General features: G+C 43.7%; 14 protein-coding genes. 2 read left to right on the top strand and 12 right to left on the bottom strand.

The genetic code is table 11. The features are described 5' to 3' along the window. Positions 1-241: 241 nt before the first annotated feature. The 3 genes from NSS87_RS17705 to NSS87_RS17715 form a co-directional block, all read right to left on the bottom strand. On the bottom strand, positions 242-946 hold the full coding sequence (locus NSS87_RS17705) for a hypothetical protein (RefSeq protein ID WP_339241710.1): 705 nt from the start codon (positions 944-946) through the stop codon (positions 242-244). A 370-nt stretch (positions 947-1,316) separates the two neighbouring features. Continuing rightward, entirely contained in the window at positions 1,317-3,623 is a 2,307-nt protein-coding gene (locus NSS87_RS17710) for a thiamine pyrophosphate-dependent enzyme (protein WP_339241712.1), read from the bottom strand. 25 nt (positions 3,624-3,648) lie between these two features. Then, a complete protein-coding gene (locus tag NSS87_RS17715; RefSeq protein WP_076283479.1) occupies positions 3,649-4,659 on the bottom strand; it encodes a 2-oxoacid:acceptor oxidoreductase family protein in 1,011 nt (336 codons plus the stop codon). Positions 4,660-4,981: 322 nt separating this feature from the next. Between NSS87_RS17715 and NSS87_RS17720 the strand changes: the two genes are divergently transcribed. Together NSS87_RS17720 and NSS87_RS17725 are read left to right on the top strand one after the other, a co-directional pair. After that, complete coding sequence (locus NSS87_RS17720) at positions 4,982-6,325, top strand: amino acid permease (RefSeq protein WP_042188951.1); 1,344 nt, start codon at positions 4,982-4,984, stop codon at positions 6,323-6,325. A 317-nt stretch (positions 6,326-6,642) separates the two neighbouring features. Further along, positions 6,643-7,098: a hypothetical protein gene (locus tag NSS87_RS17725; RefSeq protein WP_331281383.1), complete on the top strand. Its 456-nt coding sequence runs from the start codon at positions 6,643-6,645 to the stop codon at positions 7,096-7,098. A 225-nt stretch (positions 7,099-7,323) separates the two neighbouring features. Here NSS87_RS17725 and NSS87_RS17730 read toward each other — a convergent pair whose 3' ends face one another. From NSS87_RS17730 to NSS87_RS17770, 9 genes are all read right to left on the bottom strand, one after another. Further along, entirely contained in the window at positions 7,324-8,013 is a 690-nt protein-coding gene (locus tag NSS87_RS17730; protein ID WP_339241721.1) for a DUF6273 domain-containing protein, read from the bottom strand. Positions 8,014-8,113: 100 nt separating this feature from the next. Next, positions 8,114-9,565 carry a nicotinate phosphoribosyltransferase gene (locus NSS87_RS17735; protein WP_076283476.1) on the bottom strand — a complete coding sequence of 484 codons (1,452 nt, stop codon included), beginning with the start codon at positions 9,563-9,565 and terminating at the stop codon, positions 8,114-8,116. A gap of 46 nt (positions 9,566-9,611) precedes the next feature. Next, positions 9,612-10,157 carry an isochorismatase family cysteine hydrolase gene (locus tag NSS87_RS17740; RefSeq protein WP_339241723.1) on the bottom strand — a complete coding sequence of 182 codons (546 nt, stop codon included), beginning with the start codon at positions 10,155-10,157 and terminating at the stop codon, positions 9,612-9,614. Positions 10,158-10,187: 30 nt separating this feature from the next. Beyond that, positions 10,188-10,958, bottom strand: coding sequence for an NUDIX domain-containing protein (locus NSS87_RS17745; protein ID WP_042128449.1), 771 nt, complete (start codon positions 10,956-10,958; stop codon positions 10,188-10,190). Positions 10,959-11,123: 165 nt separating this feature from the next. Next, positions 11,124-11,573, bottom strand: a complete 450-nt coding sequence (locus NSS87_RS17750) for a YlbF family regulator (protein ID WP_042188957.1) — start codon at positions 11,571-11,573, stop codon at positions 11,124-11,126. A gap of 28 nt (positions 11,574-11,601) precedes the next feature. Next, entirely contained in the window at positions 11,602-13,188 is a 1,587-nt protein-coding gene (gene miaB / locus NSS87_RS17755; protein WP_042188958.1) for a tRNA (N6-isopentenyl adenosine(37)-C2)-methylthiotransferase MiaB, read from the bottom strand. 403 nt (positions 13,189-13,591) lie between these two features. After that, positions 13,592-14,812, bottom strand: coding sequence for a VWA domain-containing protein (locus tag NSS87_RS17760; protein WP_076283474.1), 1,221 nt, complete (start codon positions 14,810-14,812; stop codon positions 13,592-13,594). Positions 14,813-14,814: 2 nt separating this feature from the next. Beyond that, the gene (locus tag NSS87_RS17765; protein WP_339241727.1) at positions 14,815-17,154 is read right to left on the bottom strand and encodes a DUF5682 family protein; all 2,340 of its coding nucleotides are present in this window, start codon (positions 17,152-17,154) and stop codon (positions 14,815-14,817) included. Continuing rightward, entirely contained in the window at positions 17,154-18,248 is a 1,095-nt protein-coding gene (locus tag NSS87_RS17770) for an AAA family ATPase (RefSeq protein ID WP_339241729.1), read from the bottom strand. Before NSS87_RS17770 ends, NSS87_RS17765 begins: the two co-directional genes overlap by 1 nt. Positions 18,249-18,252 lie beyond the last annotated feature (4 nt).

Consider the following 18,252-nt stretch of genomic DNA (forward strand, 5'->3'; position numbering starts at 1 on the left):
AGTTGACATTATTCGCTAGTTTTCAGCCTTTTTAGAAGAGTTTCGGACTTCAGAGTCCCTATTTCTTCGAAAAGGGCTCTTTTTTGTTGTTTTTCATGCTAATAGCTGCACTGGAGTCCGTTAACATTTGAAATGTGTGAAAAAGCTGCGTTTAAGGTCAACTGTGTCCGATTTTGACTTTTTACGCGTAAATATCCCTTCATAAGTCGTAGTTTAGTGAATAACCTCCATTTTTATATGATCAAGGGATCTGTGGATTAAATGTTTTCAACCGATCAAACTCATATATCTTCCGCAGATAGTAGGGTTCCTTCTCATTCTCTCTTTCAAACACACCCATGTATCCAACCTCATTAAAAAAAACGTATTCCAATGTAACCCGCTGATCTGGGCGGTTAGATTGCCAATAATAATGTAATTCTAACGGAGCCTCATACCATAACCAATCTAAATCCTTAATTGCTACATCTCTATGCTGGAGAACCCATATACTGAAGGCTACATGAGGATCCTCTACAGGTATTTCTGACTTTGGATTATTATCTTTTAATTGATTGGCTGACGTCCGAAGTACATCGTTAATATCTGATTCGACGGAAAATTGTGAAACGGATTTAATCTGATTAAATTGCTCTGTATATTTATTAGCCTTCGTTAGCTCATGGATTTCATTCAAACTAATCTTAGGACCATAGAAAATAACACAGACACTAATCAACCCAAAAATAAGTGCTTTTGAAAAAAGAAACTGCTTCTTTTTTTTCATAATAATCAATCCAATGATAAAACCTACAGGAATCAGTAACCCAAAGAAATTGACGTAGAACTCACAAAGTAAAAAAGCCCCAATAATTAACACCCAATCCTTTAATCTCAATGTTTTTCGCTGATCCCAATAGGAAACTAGTAAAGAAACAATAAAACAAATCCAAAAGATCCAGCTCATTAAAATCAGTCCTCCTCTCTCCTACATTCTCCATATAATACCACATCCAAGGTGGTACCAAGAGGACTCCCAGCATGTCTTACAACTCCAAATGATTACTCAGCCCTTAAAAAAGAATCTGGATAATTGGCTACAAATTGAATCATGACATCAGAGATCTCCCATCTAAAAAAGGACGCTTTGTGAATTCTGTTCATAAGCATTCCGAACTTCCGAACCCTTGAACCCCCCTGAATCTCCTGTACAGCATCCACATACGAAGTATTAGCGATAATTTTGACGTATTTAATGTCAATGACAAATCTGTTCTATAAAGTTAATTAAAAAATAACCCGACAGACTAATCTGCCGGGTTATGAATCATTATATTTTACAAATCAGGATGCTCATGTTTCGCTTTCAGACGATTCCAGCGACGCTCCACTTCTGCCTCGAAGCTGCGTAAAGCCGGCTCATTCTCAGGCTTCAGTAAATGACGGGTTTTGCCCATTGTCTTCAACCAAGCGGAGAGCTCAACGCGTTTGCCCTTATCCTCTGGATTGTACGTAATATTCGTAGAACCGTGCTCCACTTCATATAGAGGGAAGAAGCAAGATTCAACAGCCAGCGAAACGATGTTGGTACCCTCTTTATCCTCAGACATCCAGTTCAGTGGGCATGCGATCAGGATTTTACCGTACACAAGTCCTTCGTTCTGAGCGTACCATTGTGCTTTTGCCGCTTTCTTCACAAGATCCTGCGGGTAAGCTTCGGAACCTGTGAAGACATATGGAATGTTAGTAGCTGCCATGATTTGCGCAGTATCCTTATGCTGTGTAACTTTACCTTGCTGATTCTTACCAATGCTTGATGTAGATGTACGGTGACCCAGTGGTGTGGAATAGGACTGCTGTGCACCTGTGTTCATGTAACCTTCGTTATCGTACTCTACGATAATCATTTTGTGACCGCGTAGTGCAGCTCCAATTGCAGGTCCTATTCCGATGTCCATACCGCCATCACCAGTTACCATTACAAATGTGAAGTCGTCTTGAAGCCCAAGTCCGTCCAATTCACCACGGCGTTTGCGTTCCCAGAACATTTCTACGACACCGGATAAGGTAGCTGCACCATTTTGGAACAGGTTATGAATAAACGTAGATTTATGAGAAGAATATGGATAGCCCGTAGTTGTTACCATCGCACAACCCGTGTGATAAAGCGCTACGATATCCCCTTCAATGCCTTTGAAGAACGTCTCCAGTCCTGAGAAAATTCCACAGCCTGGACAAGCGCCATGACCTGGTGCAAGCCGTTTAGGTTTCTTCGTCAAGCTGCGCAGTGGGGGTATCCGCACACTTAGTTTCCCTGTTGCTTCATCCTGTTTAACCGTAATTAATCCTGTCTTCAGCGAATCAAAGTCCATCGGCTTCAATAAACGCTGTGGCGCTTTGTCCGGTGCACCTGGATTGTGACCATAGTAGTCAAATGGAACATCAACACGGTCTGCAGCAACGGCGTCCAAAGCTAATTGGAAGAATGCATGACCATCTTCTGCGTAGAAGTCCTTACCGCCCAACCCGTAAATACGGCTAATTACCTTTGTAGTAGTGTTACCATAGGTGAACAAGGCTGCCTTGATCTCATTTACCATATTACCGCCGTGACCACCAACCGAATCCGCACGGTCGCCTACGGTGATTGCCTTAACATTCTTCAGTGCTTCAGCCATTTGCTTCTGTGGGAAAGGACGAATCATATTCGGCGAAATTGCACCTGCTTTGATCCCTTGCAAACGAAGCTGATCCACAACATCTTTAATGATCTCTGACGCAGAGTTCATCAAGAATACGGCTACTTCCGCATCTTCCATCCGATACTCTTCGATCATTGGATAGTGGCGTCCAGTCAATTCAGCGAATTCCTTAGCAATTTCTTCGAAGACTTCACCCGCATTATACATCGCTACCGACTGCTGATAACGGTTGTTGATATAATCAGGTTCGTTCATGTAAGGACCTACGGTAACTGGATTATTGCGGTCTAGTGTATCCGTGAAGCCTACCGGTGGTTGTGGGCCAACGAATTTATGAACATCCTCACGGTGAGTAAATGCCTGTACGCGACGTTTCTGGTGAGAAGTAAAATACCCATCTGATGCTACCATTACTGGAAGACGCACTTTAGCGTGCTCAGCAAGCTTAAGTGCCATCAGATTCATATCATAAACGGATTGTGGATCACGGCACATCAGAATCGGCCAGCCCGTATTTAGCGCAAAATACAAATCAGAATGGTCACCATGAATATTAAGCGGACCGGAAATCGAGCGGCAGATCAAATTCATTACCATAGGCATCCGTGTACCAGCTTGTACCGGCAATTGCTCTAGCATGAACATATAACCTTGAGCACTGGTAGCATTAAATACACGTCCGCCAGCCGTCGAAGCTCCATAACAGATTCCTGCAGAACTGTGTTCGCCATCTGATGGAATAAGCATAATATCATGCTGACCGTTCGCTTTCATGGTATCAAGAAATTGAGCGACTTCTGTCGATGGGGAGATCGGAAAATAACCCATGACATGATAATTTATTTGATGGGCAGCATAAGCCGCCATTTCATTACCGGATTCATATAGGAATTTCTGCTCTACCTTCGTAGAGCCTACTTCTTTTTCATAATCAATAGCCACGTGTGTTCCACCTTTCCTCCGTTAATTAAGCCTCAGTAACAAGATCAAAAATATGCCGGACTGTATGGCTCTCAGCGTAGCCATCTTCCTCGCGTTCGCCAGACAAAGCTGTTGTAGGACAAGCTTCTACGCATTTTAAACAGCCTTTGCAGTATTGATAATCAATGCCTTGCAGGAACATTTGCGGACGTCCCTTCTTATCAGGCTGCTCATCCCAAACAAAACATAAATCAGGACATACCGTATCGCACTGCGCACAATGAATACAATCCTCTAATTTAAAATGAGGCAATAAACCGGATCTTGAAATGCTAAGATTCTTTAAAAAGCTGCTGCCAGGATTCGTAATGGTACCACCAATAGGCTGAGTTTCATAACCTAAGGCCGAAATATCAGACCGAACGAACTCAGGCATAATCGCACCTTCAGGCAAAGGGAAATGCATGAAAGTAACTTCATTAAATCCACGTTCGAAAGTAGTTAGTGCGGATTGAACAGCCTGCGGATATTTTTTGCCAAGTGATTTCTCGATAACACCCTTCATAATTTCAGGATCCAAGAAATCACACATCCGGAACAACGCACCTAACATTGCCATGTTTACGCGGTTCTTCTCATCTAATGCGATTGATGTAGCATCAACAACTGCTATAGTTCCTGCCATCATATTCAGGGAGGACTTCAATTCCTCCGGCGATTTGGCCGAATTCACCAGCACCGTGCTATGATCATAAATTCCGCTTGTCACGTTAACGGTCTTTGCCAACGCTTCATGGAAGATTCCTACGACATGGGGTCGTTCTACTGGTGAAGTGTCACGAATATGCGTGTTCAAATCACAAAAACGGATATGCGCTTTTACCGCTGATCCCTTTTTCTCAGAACCATAGGAAGAAAAGCTCACTCCATTCATTCCAGCACCGACAACGCCTGCTTCTGCAAGCATTTTACCAGCTAAGTTCGCGCCTAGCCCTCCAATTGATTCCAGACGAATCTCAAAAAATCCGAGTTCGTTCACTTTTGGTAACTGTACCACCGACATAGCCCCTTTCAGAATGTCATCCGTATAATATCCTTATGACTTTTTCAACGATTGTATCTTGATTTTGCAAGTCGCGAAGTGACAAATCTTGCATTTTCCATGTGTTACCTAAGCTTATTTAGCTACTTTTATTTAGCAATAAAATTAAAAATTAAGATGTTAAATTCATCACATTCTTCATGATAAATATCACACTCCAGTGAAAAGTCATGCCTCTTCATAAAAATGTGTGTTATTTTTACTTTTCAACTAGTCCGTTTCAGGATAAACTGATGCTTGGTGTAATTTTTCGAAGACAGCTTAGGAGGCATTAATTGTGAAGTCAAACGAAGCATCATTACAGAAGAAATTGCTTCCTCGGCATATCAGCTTTATGGCGATGGGCGGAGTAATCGGTACGGGGATTTTTAAAGGAAGTTCTGAGACCATAAGCATTGCCGGACCTGCGGTAATTCTTACTTATGTATTAGCAGGCCTGCTACTCTTAGTGGTCATGGGGGCAATAGCCGAAATGGCTACGGTGTACCCGAATAGGAATATGAAGGACTTCATCCGTGAGGCTTTTGGAGAACGACTCTCCTTTATCGTGGGCTGGTTATATTGCTTCATGTGGTTGACCGTTTGTGTAATTGAAGTGCTGGCAGCGGGCAGCTTCTTGCAATACTGGTTACCGGATGTTCCTTTATGGCTGCTCAGTCTTGCAAGTGGAGCTCTAATTATCGGCATCAACATGATGAGTGTAGGTGGTTATGGAGAAACGGAGTTTTGGTTAGCCGGGATCAAAATCGCAATGATCATCATCTTCATTATCTTAGGAAGCTCATTAATTTTTGGACTGTTGCCTATGTCTGAGGCTACGCCTTACTTACACAACTTTACAGACTATGGTGGATTTCTCCCGAGAGGCTGGGCCCCCATTTTCTCTGCCCTTCTTGTCGTCATGTTCTCCTACGGTGGGTCAGAGTTGATTGGGCTAACCTTGACGGAGACACAGGATGCAGAGAAGGTCTTACCTAAGGTTGTCAAAAGCTTCATTCTGCGCGTTATTCTGTTCTATACCTTACCGATCCTAATCATCTGTGGATTAATACCCTGGAATCAACTGAATGAGCATACAAGCCCGTTTGTTCAGGTATTAGCCGCAACAGGACTTAAGGGTGCCGATCACATCATGAACTTTATTCTGATTACAGCGGTGCTCTCTGCTGCCAATTCTGGTATTTATGGCGCCACTCGGATGCTGCATTCTATGGCGTCACAGGGCGAAGCACCACGCAGCTTGGCAAAAACCTCTGCAAAAGGTGTACCCATCAACAGTCTGAAGCTCTGTGCCGTTGTTCTTGTTATTGGTTCCTTGTTAGCGTACTTCGCCCAGGATGGATTGTTCCGTTTGCTAATGGCTGTTCCAGGCTTTGTGGTTATTCTCGTATGGATCAGCATTTGTATGTCACAACTTAAACTAAGAAAATCCTATCCGAAAGAACCAACCTTTAAGGTATGGGGATTTCCTTATATAACCGTTGTTACACTGGTTTGTTTAACTGTTATCGCGGTTTCTTTTCTCTTCGATGTTCAGAACCGTATCAGTATAGGAACATGCCTAGCAGTTCTGTTGATGCTTACGATTTGGTCGTTCTTAAAATTCAAGAAAAAGAATTAAAGGTTCTAGCTCGGACCCATGTATCAAAAAGAGGTGTATCCCTTGTTCTTCACATTCGTGAAGAGAGGGATACGCCTCTTTTAATTGTTGCCGTTCAAAAGGTGCTCGCAGCCACCACCTTGAGCGGCCAACTTCTTCGCCGTCTTTGGTTATGAATCCATCGGACTTTTTCGTTTTGACAAAAAACAAAAAAACGCAGGAACATCACTCTCCCGCGCTTTTTTTTGTATATTCGTTTATCTAACACTAATCATGACTCCTTTACATACAATGTCTCGTGACAAATGACTATTGTAATTAATAATGGAGGGAACAGAATGTCTATGTATAATAATTCTACTATGATTTATCCCAATAGGATGAGGAATACAACTGTTGACGATAGAGAAATGGTGATGCCTCATCCTGTCGTAGTGGAGGCAAGACAAATTGCTTTGAATCAAATTTTAGTTACTTACGATCAACCTGCGGATTTAGCATCTGCAACAAATATTTCGAATTATTGGATAAGAAGTAATATGCCAAATCCAAATGACATAGCTAGTGTAGGAATGGGAGAGGCCCTTACTAGAGAGAATACAATTCGTGCTGATAAGGGTATGATAGCTGCAATTGATAATTCAAAAATGAGATTTGTTATGACCTTCAATACAAATGCTACTATGGGTGTTCTGTATATCTTGCTCCCTTGTTTTGTTAATTTAGAGGGGAGATCAGGGTACACAGGGGCAAACTGGGGGCCGTTTAGTAGAAATATGTTTATCGGACTGTAGTTATAATAATGGGATGTGTAATTTTGCAGGCACCAAGAAGTCGATCTTTGGAAATCGAGAATCTCTTTTTAAATTGCAAGCTTTAGATGTTTAATAATTGAGATACAAGATCTTCCAGTGTGTATTAACAATACTTAATAAAAAGAGGTGTATCCCTTGTTCTTCACATTCGTGAAGAGAGGGATACGCCTCTTTTTAATTATTGCCACTCAAAACCGATTGTCTTTATCGTGGAAGATTAATTACCATAGCGGGACGGACGCCGTCACGGGCTACACTGACATTCGCATAGCTGCGAATACTGTAACTCGGTCCGACAAAAAACGCACGTGAAGGTTTGTTTCCCTGTGTTCGCAGCCACCACCAAGAGCAGCCAACTTCTTCGCCGTCTTTGATTATATAGTTATCTTTATCCGTTTTATCATATACGTATAAGCTGCATCCATCATACTTTTTCATTTTAGCAAATTCCGTGCCAACCGCACGCCGTAGTTCTTTGCCGTGTACCTCTGAGAATGCCTTTATTTCATCAACGCTAAGCAAAAAAACATTGTCCTCTGTATCTGGGGTACCCTCTCCGTTATCTGAGCAACGGGTCGTCTTTATTAATTCCTTCTCGGCAGCATTGAATGCACTGTTATAGAATTCATCGTTCAGCCACTCACGCAAATCACAGTCGTGCCACGTAATATCCACGCAATCACGCCATTTAATATCTGCGCTCTTGCCGTGATACCTCTTGCATTCCAAAATGTCCTCGCTCAAAACGAACAGTTCGCTACCTGAGTTATGGAGAACACGCCATTCAATCGGCAGCGCTTTACCATCCTTCGATTGTGAATACGTGCCGAAAGTAATGATTTCACCTGGCTTAACGTTCCTGTTCGGCGCTAAAGCAAGCTTCCCCTTTTCCATTAAGTTCTCCTCCTTATTTACAAGCCTCCGAAAAAACAAAAAAACGCGGGTATATCACTCTCCCGCGTTAACAATGTTGACAGAATTAATCCTGCAAAATCTATTCAATATCCGGTCGTATATGCTCAGCGATTAACTGCTGCTTGCTAGTCCAGACCTTTTCACTTAAATTCACCCGATATACTTCGGGATTCAGCTTACGTTGATACTCCGGCCAGAATAGGTCCTTTTGCTCCCGATGATAACGGCGAACCTCATTCAAATCCGGCAAAGTATACACTTGAAATCCGTTAACGTATATCGGTTCTAGCATAGGCAATGCCTCATAACGCTCGACATACTTATGCATGTATGGATGCAGCGGATTAAACAGCTTCAACCGCGCACCGTTACGTGGAGCTTCCTCTTCTGGAAAGCAGATATAATCCGCAAGCGCTTTGCCATTTTTACCGATGATCCGGAATACGTCCTTCTTGCCAGGCGTGGATACTTTTTCAGGATTGGAGGAAATCTTGATCGTCGGGATCATTTCTCCAGTAGCGGATTCAATTTCCACCAGCTTGTAGACGCCACCCAGAGAGGGTTGGTCAGAGGCGGTGATTAGTTGTGTACCCACACCCCAAGTATCAATTGCTGCGCCTTGCAGCTTCAGATCCATGATCGTGTTCTCATCCAAATCGTTGGAAGCGACTATCTTCACATAATCCAGGCCAGCATCATCCAACATCTTACGCGCTTGACGAGATAGATAAGCCAAGTCACCGCTATCCAAACGGATACCGACCATTTTTTTACCTTGTGCCTCAAGCTTCTTGGCTGTATTGATTGCATTAGGCACCCCACTACGGAGTGTATCAAAGGTGTCGACCAATAGCGTAACTTCGTCCGGCATCACCTTAGCATAGGCATCAAAAGCCTCCTGCTCGCTGCCAAAGCTCTGAACCCAGGAATGTGCATGTGTTCCCTTGGTCGGAATACTAAACATTTTGCCTGCGAGCATGTTAGAAGTAGCATCAAAGCCGCCAATATACGCTGCTCTAGCCCCCCACACCGCTGCATCTGCTTCTTGCGCACGCCGGGTACCAAACTCCAGCAAGATGTCATTCGGAGCCACCTGCTTAATTCGTGAAGCCTTAGTAGCGATCAACGTCTGGTAGTTCATGAAGTTCAGAATGGCTGTCTCCACTAGCTGAGCCTCCATAATTGTCCCTTCCACACGGATTAATGGCTCATCTGGAAAAATCAAAGCGCCTTCTTTCATCGAATGAACGGTTCCCTGAAAATGAAACTGCAACAGTTCCTCCAAAAAAGCGGGAGCATAGTTTTCTTCTTGCTCAGACAAATAACGGATATCATCTTCGGTAAACCGTAAACCGCCGATATAACCAACAATACGCTCTAAACCTGCGAACACAGCATAGCCGTTACCGAAAGGTAGCTTACGGAAATAAGCCTCAAATACAGCCTTCCGTTTATGAGTTCCATTCACCCAGTGAGCGTACATCATATTAATCTGATATTTATCAGTATGTAGCGCAAGTTCTCTTCTCAAGTCCTCATCTCCTAATATCTACGCTGCTATATGTGTATGTTCTGTTCTAGTAATATGCCTTAACAACGTCTGCTCCTAAACTTTCCCGGAAATGTTCTAACGCCCAAGTATGTCCCTTTGGATTAAAGCTGGCAACTGCATCTTCGTGCACAATAATTGCAAACCCTTTGTTATATGCATCCACTGCTGTGTGCAGTACACAAATATCTGTGCAGACCCCAATTAAATGAAGTTCAGTAATGCCACGCTCCCGCAGCTTGATTTCCAGATCAGTTCCACTAAAAGCGCTATAACGCGTTTTGTCCATCCAATAGATGGAATCGCGGTTGTGTTCATACACAGACTTCAAACCTCCGAACAACTCACGTCCTTCACTCCCGCTTATATTATGAGGAGGAAAAAGTTTGCTCTCCGGATGGTAAGGGTCATTCTCTTCATGTAAATCCACGGCCATAACGACATAATCGCCACTTTGGACAAACTCCGACGTTAATTGGCTGATTCTAGGCTCGATATCTACGGCTGACTGACCAACCGGCAGATTTCCGTTAACAAAATCATTCGTAAAGTCGATCACTATTAGTGCTTTCATGAGATTAATCCCCTCTCCTGATTTAAGCCATTACGTGTAGATGGATAACAAAGGCTCATGATCTGTGAACATATAGAGCTGTGCGGGACGCTGGGAGTATTGATTTGAACTAAGCGCATTTCCCTCTTCATCTCTTACTTCTTTTAATATACCCTGACGACTACGTGTTGAAGTGATTTTACGAATAAAATTCGGTTCCTTAAATTCCGGCACTACCGTTTGAATGACTTGATAGAGCTCACTAAGGGTAAAATGTCTAGGTAAAAACTGTCTTGCGATCGTAGTCTGAAGCATTTGTTGTTGAATACGCAAGTATGCATCCTTGATGATATCATGGTGGTCAAAAGCGAGCTCCAGCTCTTCAAGTGCTTCCTGCAATGTAAATAATCCTACCTCGCCAGCATCATCCGAAGCTTGTCTTTGCTCCAACATCCATTCTTCTACAAGGGCAAAAAAAGCATGACTGATAATCCATCCGCGAGGGTCGCGGCCTGGTGTACTGTAAACGCCCAGATATTCCAAATGACCACCATCTACACCAGTCTCTTCTTTGAGTTCACGTGTAGCCGCAGCATAAATGGACTCATCCTCCTGACAGAATCCGCCTGGGAGAGCCCACATTCCAGCACATGGCCATTTCTTTCGTCTAATTAACATTACCTTAAGCTCACGTAAGGGAAGCGTCTTCGTGACCGTCTTACGTTCGCGTTTGGTCAGTGTAAACATTACGATGTCGGCCGGAACTCCGTCCGGTGTACGATATTTTTTGGCGTTATAGGTTTGTTCCCCATTTTCGCTCATATTTGCCCCATCCTTTTCCGAAGCTATAATTTTACTAATTCGTATCTTTAAATGTACCAAACCTTAACTTCTAAAATCAACAACTGGACATAGAAAGATTAGGATTATGTATAGTGTGAAACTTAAAGGGGCGGATCTGCATCCGCCCCCTAAACTGAGTGTGGGTTATCCGCATGTGGTCGGAGGCGCCTCGGTGCCGGCTTCCACATTTATTTTTTCCGAAACGGTATCTCTAATCACGGAAATGACAAGCTGGAGTAGATAATTGATGTCACTCTGGCTCTGCTGAAATTCGTTCACGACTGGAATGCCGTCAATTTCATCCTGCAACACTTCAATTTCACGCTCGATCTTGGCTACCATATCTTTATTTTTAAAGCTTTCGAAGGCAACAATCTCCTTCTGCTTTTTCTTAATCGTTGCAATCAGGCCTTGTACACGCTCGTGGTTCAGGATTTTTTGCTCAGCCTGCTGAAAATGCTTTACTTCTTCACTTGTCGAGATCAATGTAGCCAGTTCTTTGGCTTTACCCATAATATCCTCGCGTACGATCAAGTCACGGGTATTATAAGTCTTCATTCCATATTTATTCAAACGTTGTTCCTCTGTACTCACAAGCCATCTCCCCATTCGTATGTGATGATTAATGAACAGCAGCAGCTTCTGCCACAATATCCCCTTTGATGTACCATGTTTTGGTATCTGTAATTCTCACTTTTACAAATGTGCCAATAAGCTCCTTCGAACCTTCAAAATGGACCAGCTTGTTCGCACGGGAACGGCCAGAAAGGACTTCCGAGTTATTCTTACTCTCGCCTTCTACCAGTACCTCGACGACTTCACCTAGCATACGGTCATTAATGATCCGGCTATTCTCTTTAATGAGATCATTGAGTCTTTGCAGACGTTCGCTCTTCACTGACATCGGTACATTGTCCTCCATAGCAGCTGCAGGGGTACCTTCACGAGGTGAATAAATGAACGTATATGCCATATCATACCCAACCTCGCGCACTAGCGAAAGAGTATCTTCGAATTGCTCATCCGTCTCACCAGGGAAACCAACAATAATATCGGTACTTAATACCGCATTAGGCACACTTATCTTGATCTTACGAACTAACTCCAGATAAGCTTCACGAGTATATTTGCGACTCATTTTCTTAAGTACGGCAGTACTTCCCGATTGAACCGGTAGATGGATATGCTCCACCAGGTTGCCGCCTTTGCCGAGTACTTCAATCAATTTATCGTCAAAATCACGTGGATGCGATGTCATAAAGCGGATGCGCGGAATATCAATTAAACGCATATCATCCATTAGGTCACCAAAGGTGTAATCGATGTCTGTAAAATCCTTACCGTATGCGTTTACGTTCTGCCCCAGCAAAGTCACTTCCTTGAATCCTTGACGCGCGAGCTCTCTTACTTCAGCAATAACGTCCTCCGGACGGCGGCTGCGTTCTTTTCCTCGTGTAAAAGGTACGATACAGTACGTACAGAACTTATCACAGCCATACATAATGTTTACCCAAGCCCGCATGCCTTCACGTTTTTTCGGTAAGTTCTCAATAATATCGCCCTCTTTAGACCATACCTCCACCACAAGCTCTTTACTGAATACAGCTTCTTTAATGAGGTGTGGCAGACGGTGAATATTATGCGTACCGAAGATCATATCCACGAATCCATGCTTAGACATAATTCGATTAACTACGCCTTCCTCCTGCGACATGCAGCCACACACGCCCAGCAAAAGACCTGGCTTCTCAATCTTCAAGTTCTTAAGGTGACCAAGCTCTCCAAACACCTTATCCTCGGCATTCTCGCGAATCGCACAAGTATTGAGCAGAATGAGATCCGCATGATTCCGATCATCGACGCTTTTGTAGCCCATCTGTTCCAACAGGCCCTTCATCGTTTCCGTGTCATGCTCATTCATTTGGCAGCCATAAGTCGTTATATGATAATATTTGTCTACTCCGAAATTCTGCATCTCTTCAGGAATCTCGAAATCATAATGCACTTCTATTTCTTCCTTGCCACGCCGTTTTCCTTCTTTATAATCAGGCTGGCTATTAATTTGAACGTTTCTTCCTTTAATCCGATAAGTAATCTTACCTTCTTCTTCACTAATTACCTTCGCATCGCTAAAATCAAAATATTTCGAATAATCTTTCGAACCCTTGCCGGATTTTAAGTCCGGTGAGTTATGGTTCCCCTTAGTCATGCTGTTTTCACGTCCTCTATCTCAAATGTAGCTTATTGATGTTTTAACCTAATATAAAATTATAGCACATTCTATAACATTACATCCATCTTAGATGTCCATCCCAATATGCAGTGATTTAGGTTTATCAAGTAAAAACTTAACTTGCGTATTTTTTTAAAAAATCAGGTCTATTTTACCACAGCGTGAGAGCAGAGCATACTCTCAAAGAAAATTTTAATAGGTCAGGATAATAGCGCTTCTAAAGACTTCCATAAAAAAAATACCCTGCCGACGAGCGACAGGGCCAAAATATATTCTATAAAGGGGGGTATGATATTTATATACGCCACAAAAACTGTAATGAATCACTGTTCTTGTCTGAAAATCACTTTTTATGAAACTTGTAATAGGACGACTCTTGTTATATCCCTTTTGTCCCAAGTTTTTTTGCTAATTCAGTAAGATCCTGTCCTTTTAGTGCACCTTCTACTAACTGTGGCAGCAGTGCAGGTGTACACGCAAAACAGGGCGTTCCATCGCGAGTCAAAGATCTCGCCACATGCTCATCATAGAAAGGTTTGCCTTCATCAGATAAAGCCAGCAAGCACATCGTTCTAACTCCAGATTCCTTCAGATGACGCATACGACGGATTAAGCCTGCCTGGTTCCCACCTTCATAAAGATCCGAAATAACGATAAATAATGTCTTCTTCGGTTGATCGATAAACTGTTCGCAATAAGCAACAGACTTTTGTATATCTGTACCGCCACCTAACTGAATCCCGAATAACATGTCAACAGGATCGTTCGCACATTGCTCTGTCAGATCAACGACCTCTGTATCAAATACAACTACTCGGGTACTTAGCGATGGGATGCTTGCAAAAATAGAACCAACTACTGAAGCCCAAATAATTGATTCTGCCATAGAACCACTCTGATCGATATCCACAATGACTGTCCATTCCTTACTTCGTCTTGCCCGATCATAAAAGTAGAATCTCTCAGGGATAATCTGTTGTCGCTCTGCATCATAATGCTTCAGATTGCGTTTTATCGTCCGTGTCCAGTCTATACCACTAAGTGACGGTAATGGAGAATGCTCTCTGCGATTCAGTGCACCCGTCACCGCCCGACGCAGATCTTCCTCCATACGCTTTACAAGATCATCCACAACCGCCTTCACTAACAGGCGAGCCGTATCTTTTGTCTTCTCAGGAATTTTCCCTTTTAGCGAAAGTAGTGTACCTACTAGCTGTATATCAGGCTTCACTGTTGCCAGAACTTCCGGCTCAAACAATAATTGCTTCCAGCCCTTCCGCTCCATCGCATCATGTTGAATAACCGATACGATATCCTCTGGGAAGAAATTGCGAACATCTCCTAACCATTTTGCCAACCGGGGTGCAGATTTACCTGATCCCGCTCCTCTTTGTCCTGTAGCCGAAGAGTTAGCAGCACCACTATTTACGATATCGCTCGTCTCATCATAGATAGCAGCCAGTGCTTGGTCCATGATGAGTTCATCTTCAGACAGGTGAATACTTGCGTTTCCGCTAGAAACCGTCAATTGCTCTTCTGCAGACTGACCAAGAATAAGGCGCCACCGAGCTACAACACTTGAATCCACGGATGTACTCATCGTCATATATCTCCAAAGTCAAATTCATTCAAATCCTCAATCATCTTCGCTTCGGCCTCCTTCAGCTCACCCGTCAGAATCTCAGCAGCCTGCTCGGTATTCACGCCCCACAACTCCCCTAGAAGTTCGGCAATCATCGTCTTTTCTCTTCGTTCAAAGGTGCTGAAAGCACGCCGTAAAAATACTAATGCACGTACAAATTCTTCATCATCTAATGAATTAATATACTCATTCAATTGTTCCCACAGACTTAATCGAGACAACAGTACATATCGATTACGCATAGACATCCCTTCGAACCAGCCTGCTCCAAGTTCTGCGGGTATACCTGGCGACAGGCGCCTCGATACTTCTTCTGAACATTGCTGTGCAGTCATCGCATTACGCTCCAATAAAATGGAACACGCCACTCCAGATAAACGCGGATTGCAGTCATCCCTCTCTGACAAGTGTTTCAGCTCTTGTATCCACAACAGCTCATCTAATTCCTCACTATGCGCAATAGCTGCCTGATTCAGTATGTTCATAGCTTTAAGCATCTCACCTGAAGCCTCATCGTTACATTGGCTCGAATCCAGCAAGAACAGACAGGCTCGTCTGAACAGTTGTTCAAGCAAAGGAATGAGCGGCTTGGTATCAATCCGTCGAACATCGCCATATTGAATCAGAAGAGATAACTCATGAATGGAAGCAGCAATCTGCACCACATCTCGAGTATCAACAGCTAGACGCTGAAGCGTCTGCCGTCCGGCTTCCATCTGGTGTATCATTCCACACTCATAAGCCGTTCGAATAAGTGCTGACGCTTCCGCAATGGTACTGCTGCCATCTAATTTTTGTTGCAATACATAAGCTGAAGCAATCTCAATTGTTTCCCCAAGTAGCGTAGATTCAACGACCTGGATCTCAACTTCAGGAGACCACTTCATTACCCAATGCTCTGCCCACGTTGCGCCAGTCTGACCACTTGCTCTTATGTTCACTAGATCGATCCCAAGTAATCTGAGCCTTTGAAAAAGAAAGGAACGATTTAAGTCTAAATAAGCTGCTTCCTCAGAAGACACTCTTCGGTTCTCTCGGAGATCTAGTTCAAGATCATTTGCCACTGGGGTTTTATATTTCTCAAGCTTCAAGCGCTTTAATTGCCGATTCAGATCATCTTGAATCGGCGTCTGACTAATCCCCTCTGCCAACTCACCAATAGCAGTACCGATATCTGTACGAGCAAGCGCTTCTGCGATCACACTTAGCTCTCCACGCCCCAGTAAAGTCAGCGCAGCATCTCTTAGATCTCTTAACGTCGGAGCACTTCCACCGTGAAGGGCAGCTAATGATTCAGCTAAGCGAACGGCTTCGATAATTTCCGCTGTGGAACGGTGTGTCCCTGTATTACGCAAGTATCTGGCTACGGTAGACAGATAATGATTCGGCAAGTCTTCAAGTGAGCCATTCATCATACGTTCCCACATCATTTGATAATAATGAGGAGCGAGGTTACCTGCTCCGTAGCCAGACAAAGAAGATAACTTATAGTACGTGTAGGGCATAAGTGTTAGCTTCGAATTTAGAGAAGGAAGAGCATCTATTTCCTCATCCGACATACCAGATGCCAGATCAACAAGCGCCGCTGCATGGTATGCTCCACATACAACAACGATCTTATTTGGTTGATGGCCAGCAGCGATTGTATCCTGAATCTGACGACGCATATAAGCTTCACGTATCGTATTGTGTGCATATTCTACTATGTTGTTATGTCTCTCATTTTCTTCAGAAATCTGACGCATTTGGGATGAGAAAGAAATAATTGCTTCCTGATATGCACCTTTGTTAGTGTTGTGTTCGAAATTGCGCTCCCAATACATATCATAATCAAGCTCACCAGCCAGCTCAGCTACTCTATCATATAGAGATGCTTCTTCAGCAGCCTTCTCAACCGTATTGTTAACTTCAGATTCATCGCTCTGTTCAACAGAATCTCTACTTTTGGTTCGTATATCCTGTAACGCGATGACCACTGATGAAGGTAAATCTATAAAAGCTGTATATGCCCCTTGCTGCTCCGCCCATCTCATCGCTTGATATTCGGGGGAATATAGCGCAAGCGGCCAAAGGGCTGTACGCACAGGAACTTCCTCCGTAAAAGCTAGAATGGCAATAGGAGGTTTGGTTGTCATGTTGATGACATGGCGAATCTCAGGTGTGGCATCCGATGGACCCTCAATTAACACAGCTGTGGGCTCTATTTCATGAAGGAAGCTCAATAGATGCTGCGCACCACCAGGAGACAAATGCCGCACCCCAAAAATATGCACGCCAGCTCCAGTAGTTTCGCTCTCCACTAGTTCATCTCCTTACAAGCCGTATATAACCCCCGCCAATCTGCGCCACGTTTTTTCATAATATTGTCGAGATACTCTCTCCAGACAAGTTGATCCTTATCATCATCTTTCACAATGGCACCTTGCAGCCCTGCGGCCAGATCTTCGTCCGTCAGTTCTCCATTACCGAAGCTTGCAGCCAGCGCCATACTATTCGTTAAGAGCGAGATCGCTTCAGCTGTGGAAATCACACCTGCTGGAGACTTCACCTTCTCCTTCTTATCCAATGTCATCCCGCTACGCAACTCACGGAAGATGGTCACTACCTTATGTAAAGCTTCGTCTGCAGGGAGCGCCGCTTGCAAATCGTAGGAAGAGGCAATTTCACGAACCCGTTTCTTCACAATCTCAACTTCAGTATACAAATCCGCAGGGGCTGGAAGGACGATAATATTAAACCGTCGCTTCAAGGCAGTTGACATGTCATTTACACCACGGTCTCTCGTATTAGCTGTTGCAATGATCGAGAAGCCTTTGCACGCACTCATCTCCTTACCTAGCTCAGGAACGGATATCGTCTTCTCCGATAAGATGGATATCAACGCATCCTGTACCTCAGATGCACAACGAGATATTTCCTCAAAACGTGCAATGCCCCCATCCTCCATCGCTCGCATAATGGGGCTCTTCACTAGCGCTTCCGGCGTAGGGCCTTGTGCAAGCAGCATTGCGTAGTTCCACGAATAGCGCACCTGCTCTTCACTCGTACCTGCAGTACCTTGTACGACAAGTCCTGATTGTCCATATATAGCAGCTGATAAATTCTCAGATAACCATGACTTTGCTGTACCCGGCTCACCGATTAATAGCAGTGCACGATCAGTTACCAGTGTGGCTATAGCCATCTCTATTAATCGTTTATTACCAATGTACTTAGGTGTAATCTCGGTACTCCCTGCTTTACCACCAACGATAAACTTCAGTACTGATTGGGGCGACATCTGCCATCCTGCTGGAACCTTACCAGTGTCCGCTTTACGAAGCGCTTCCAACTCATGCTCATACAGTCTTTCTGCTGGAAGCCTCATAATATCTTGTAATAGTTCTTGACTCATCGTT

This window comes from Paenibacillus sp. FSL F4-0243 (genome assembly GCF_037963295.1).
In the GTDB taxonomy this organism is placed as follows: Bacteria; Bacillota; Bacilli; order Paenibacillales; family Paenibacillaceae; genus Paenibacillus_AQ.

Coding starts and splice junctions, on each gene's coding strand:
- NSS87_RS17705 (WP_339241710.1), bottom strand. CDS start 946: ATGAGCTGGATCTTTTGGATTTGTTTTATTGTTTCTTTACTAGTTTCC.
- NSS87_RS17725 (WP_331281383.1), top strand. CDS start 6,643: ATGTCTATGTATAATAATTCTACTATGATTTATCCCAATAGGATGAGG.
- NSS87_RS17730 (WP_339241721.1), bottom strand. CDS start 8,013: ATGGAAAAGGGGAAGCTTGCTTTAGCGCCGAACAGGAACGTTAAGCCA.
- NSS87_RS17740 (WP_339241723.1), bottom strand. CDS start 10,157: ATGAAAGCACTAATAGTGATCGACTTTACGAATGATTTTGTTAACGGA.
- NSS87_RS17745 (WP_042128449.1), bottom strand. CDS start 10,958: ATGAGCGAAAATGGGGAACAAACCTATAACGCCAAAAAATATCGTACA.
- miaB (WP_042188958.1), bottom strand. CDS start 13,188: ATGACTAAGGGGAACCATAACTCACCGGACTTAAAATCCGGCAAGGGT.
- NSS87_RS17760 (WP_076283474.1), bottom strand. CDS start 14,812: ATGAGTACATCCGTGGATTCAAGTGTTGTAGCTCGGTGGCGCCTTATT.
- NSS87_RS17770 (WP_339241729.1), bottom strand. CDS start 18,248: ATGAGTCAAGAACTATTACAAGATATTATGAGGCTTCCAGCAGAAAGA.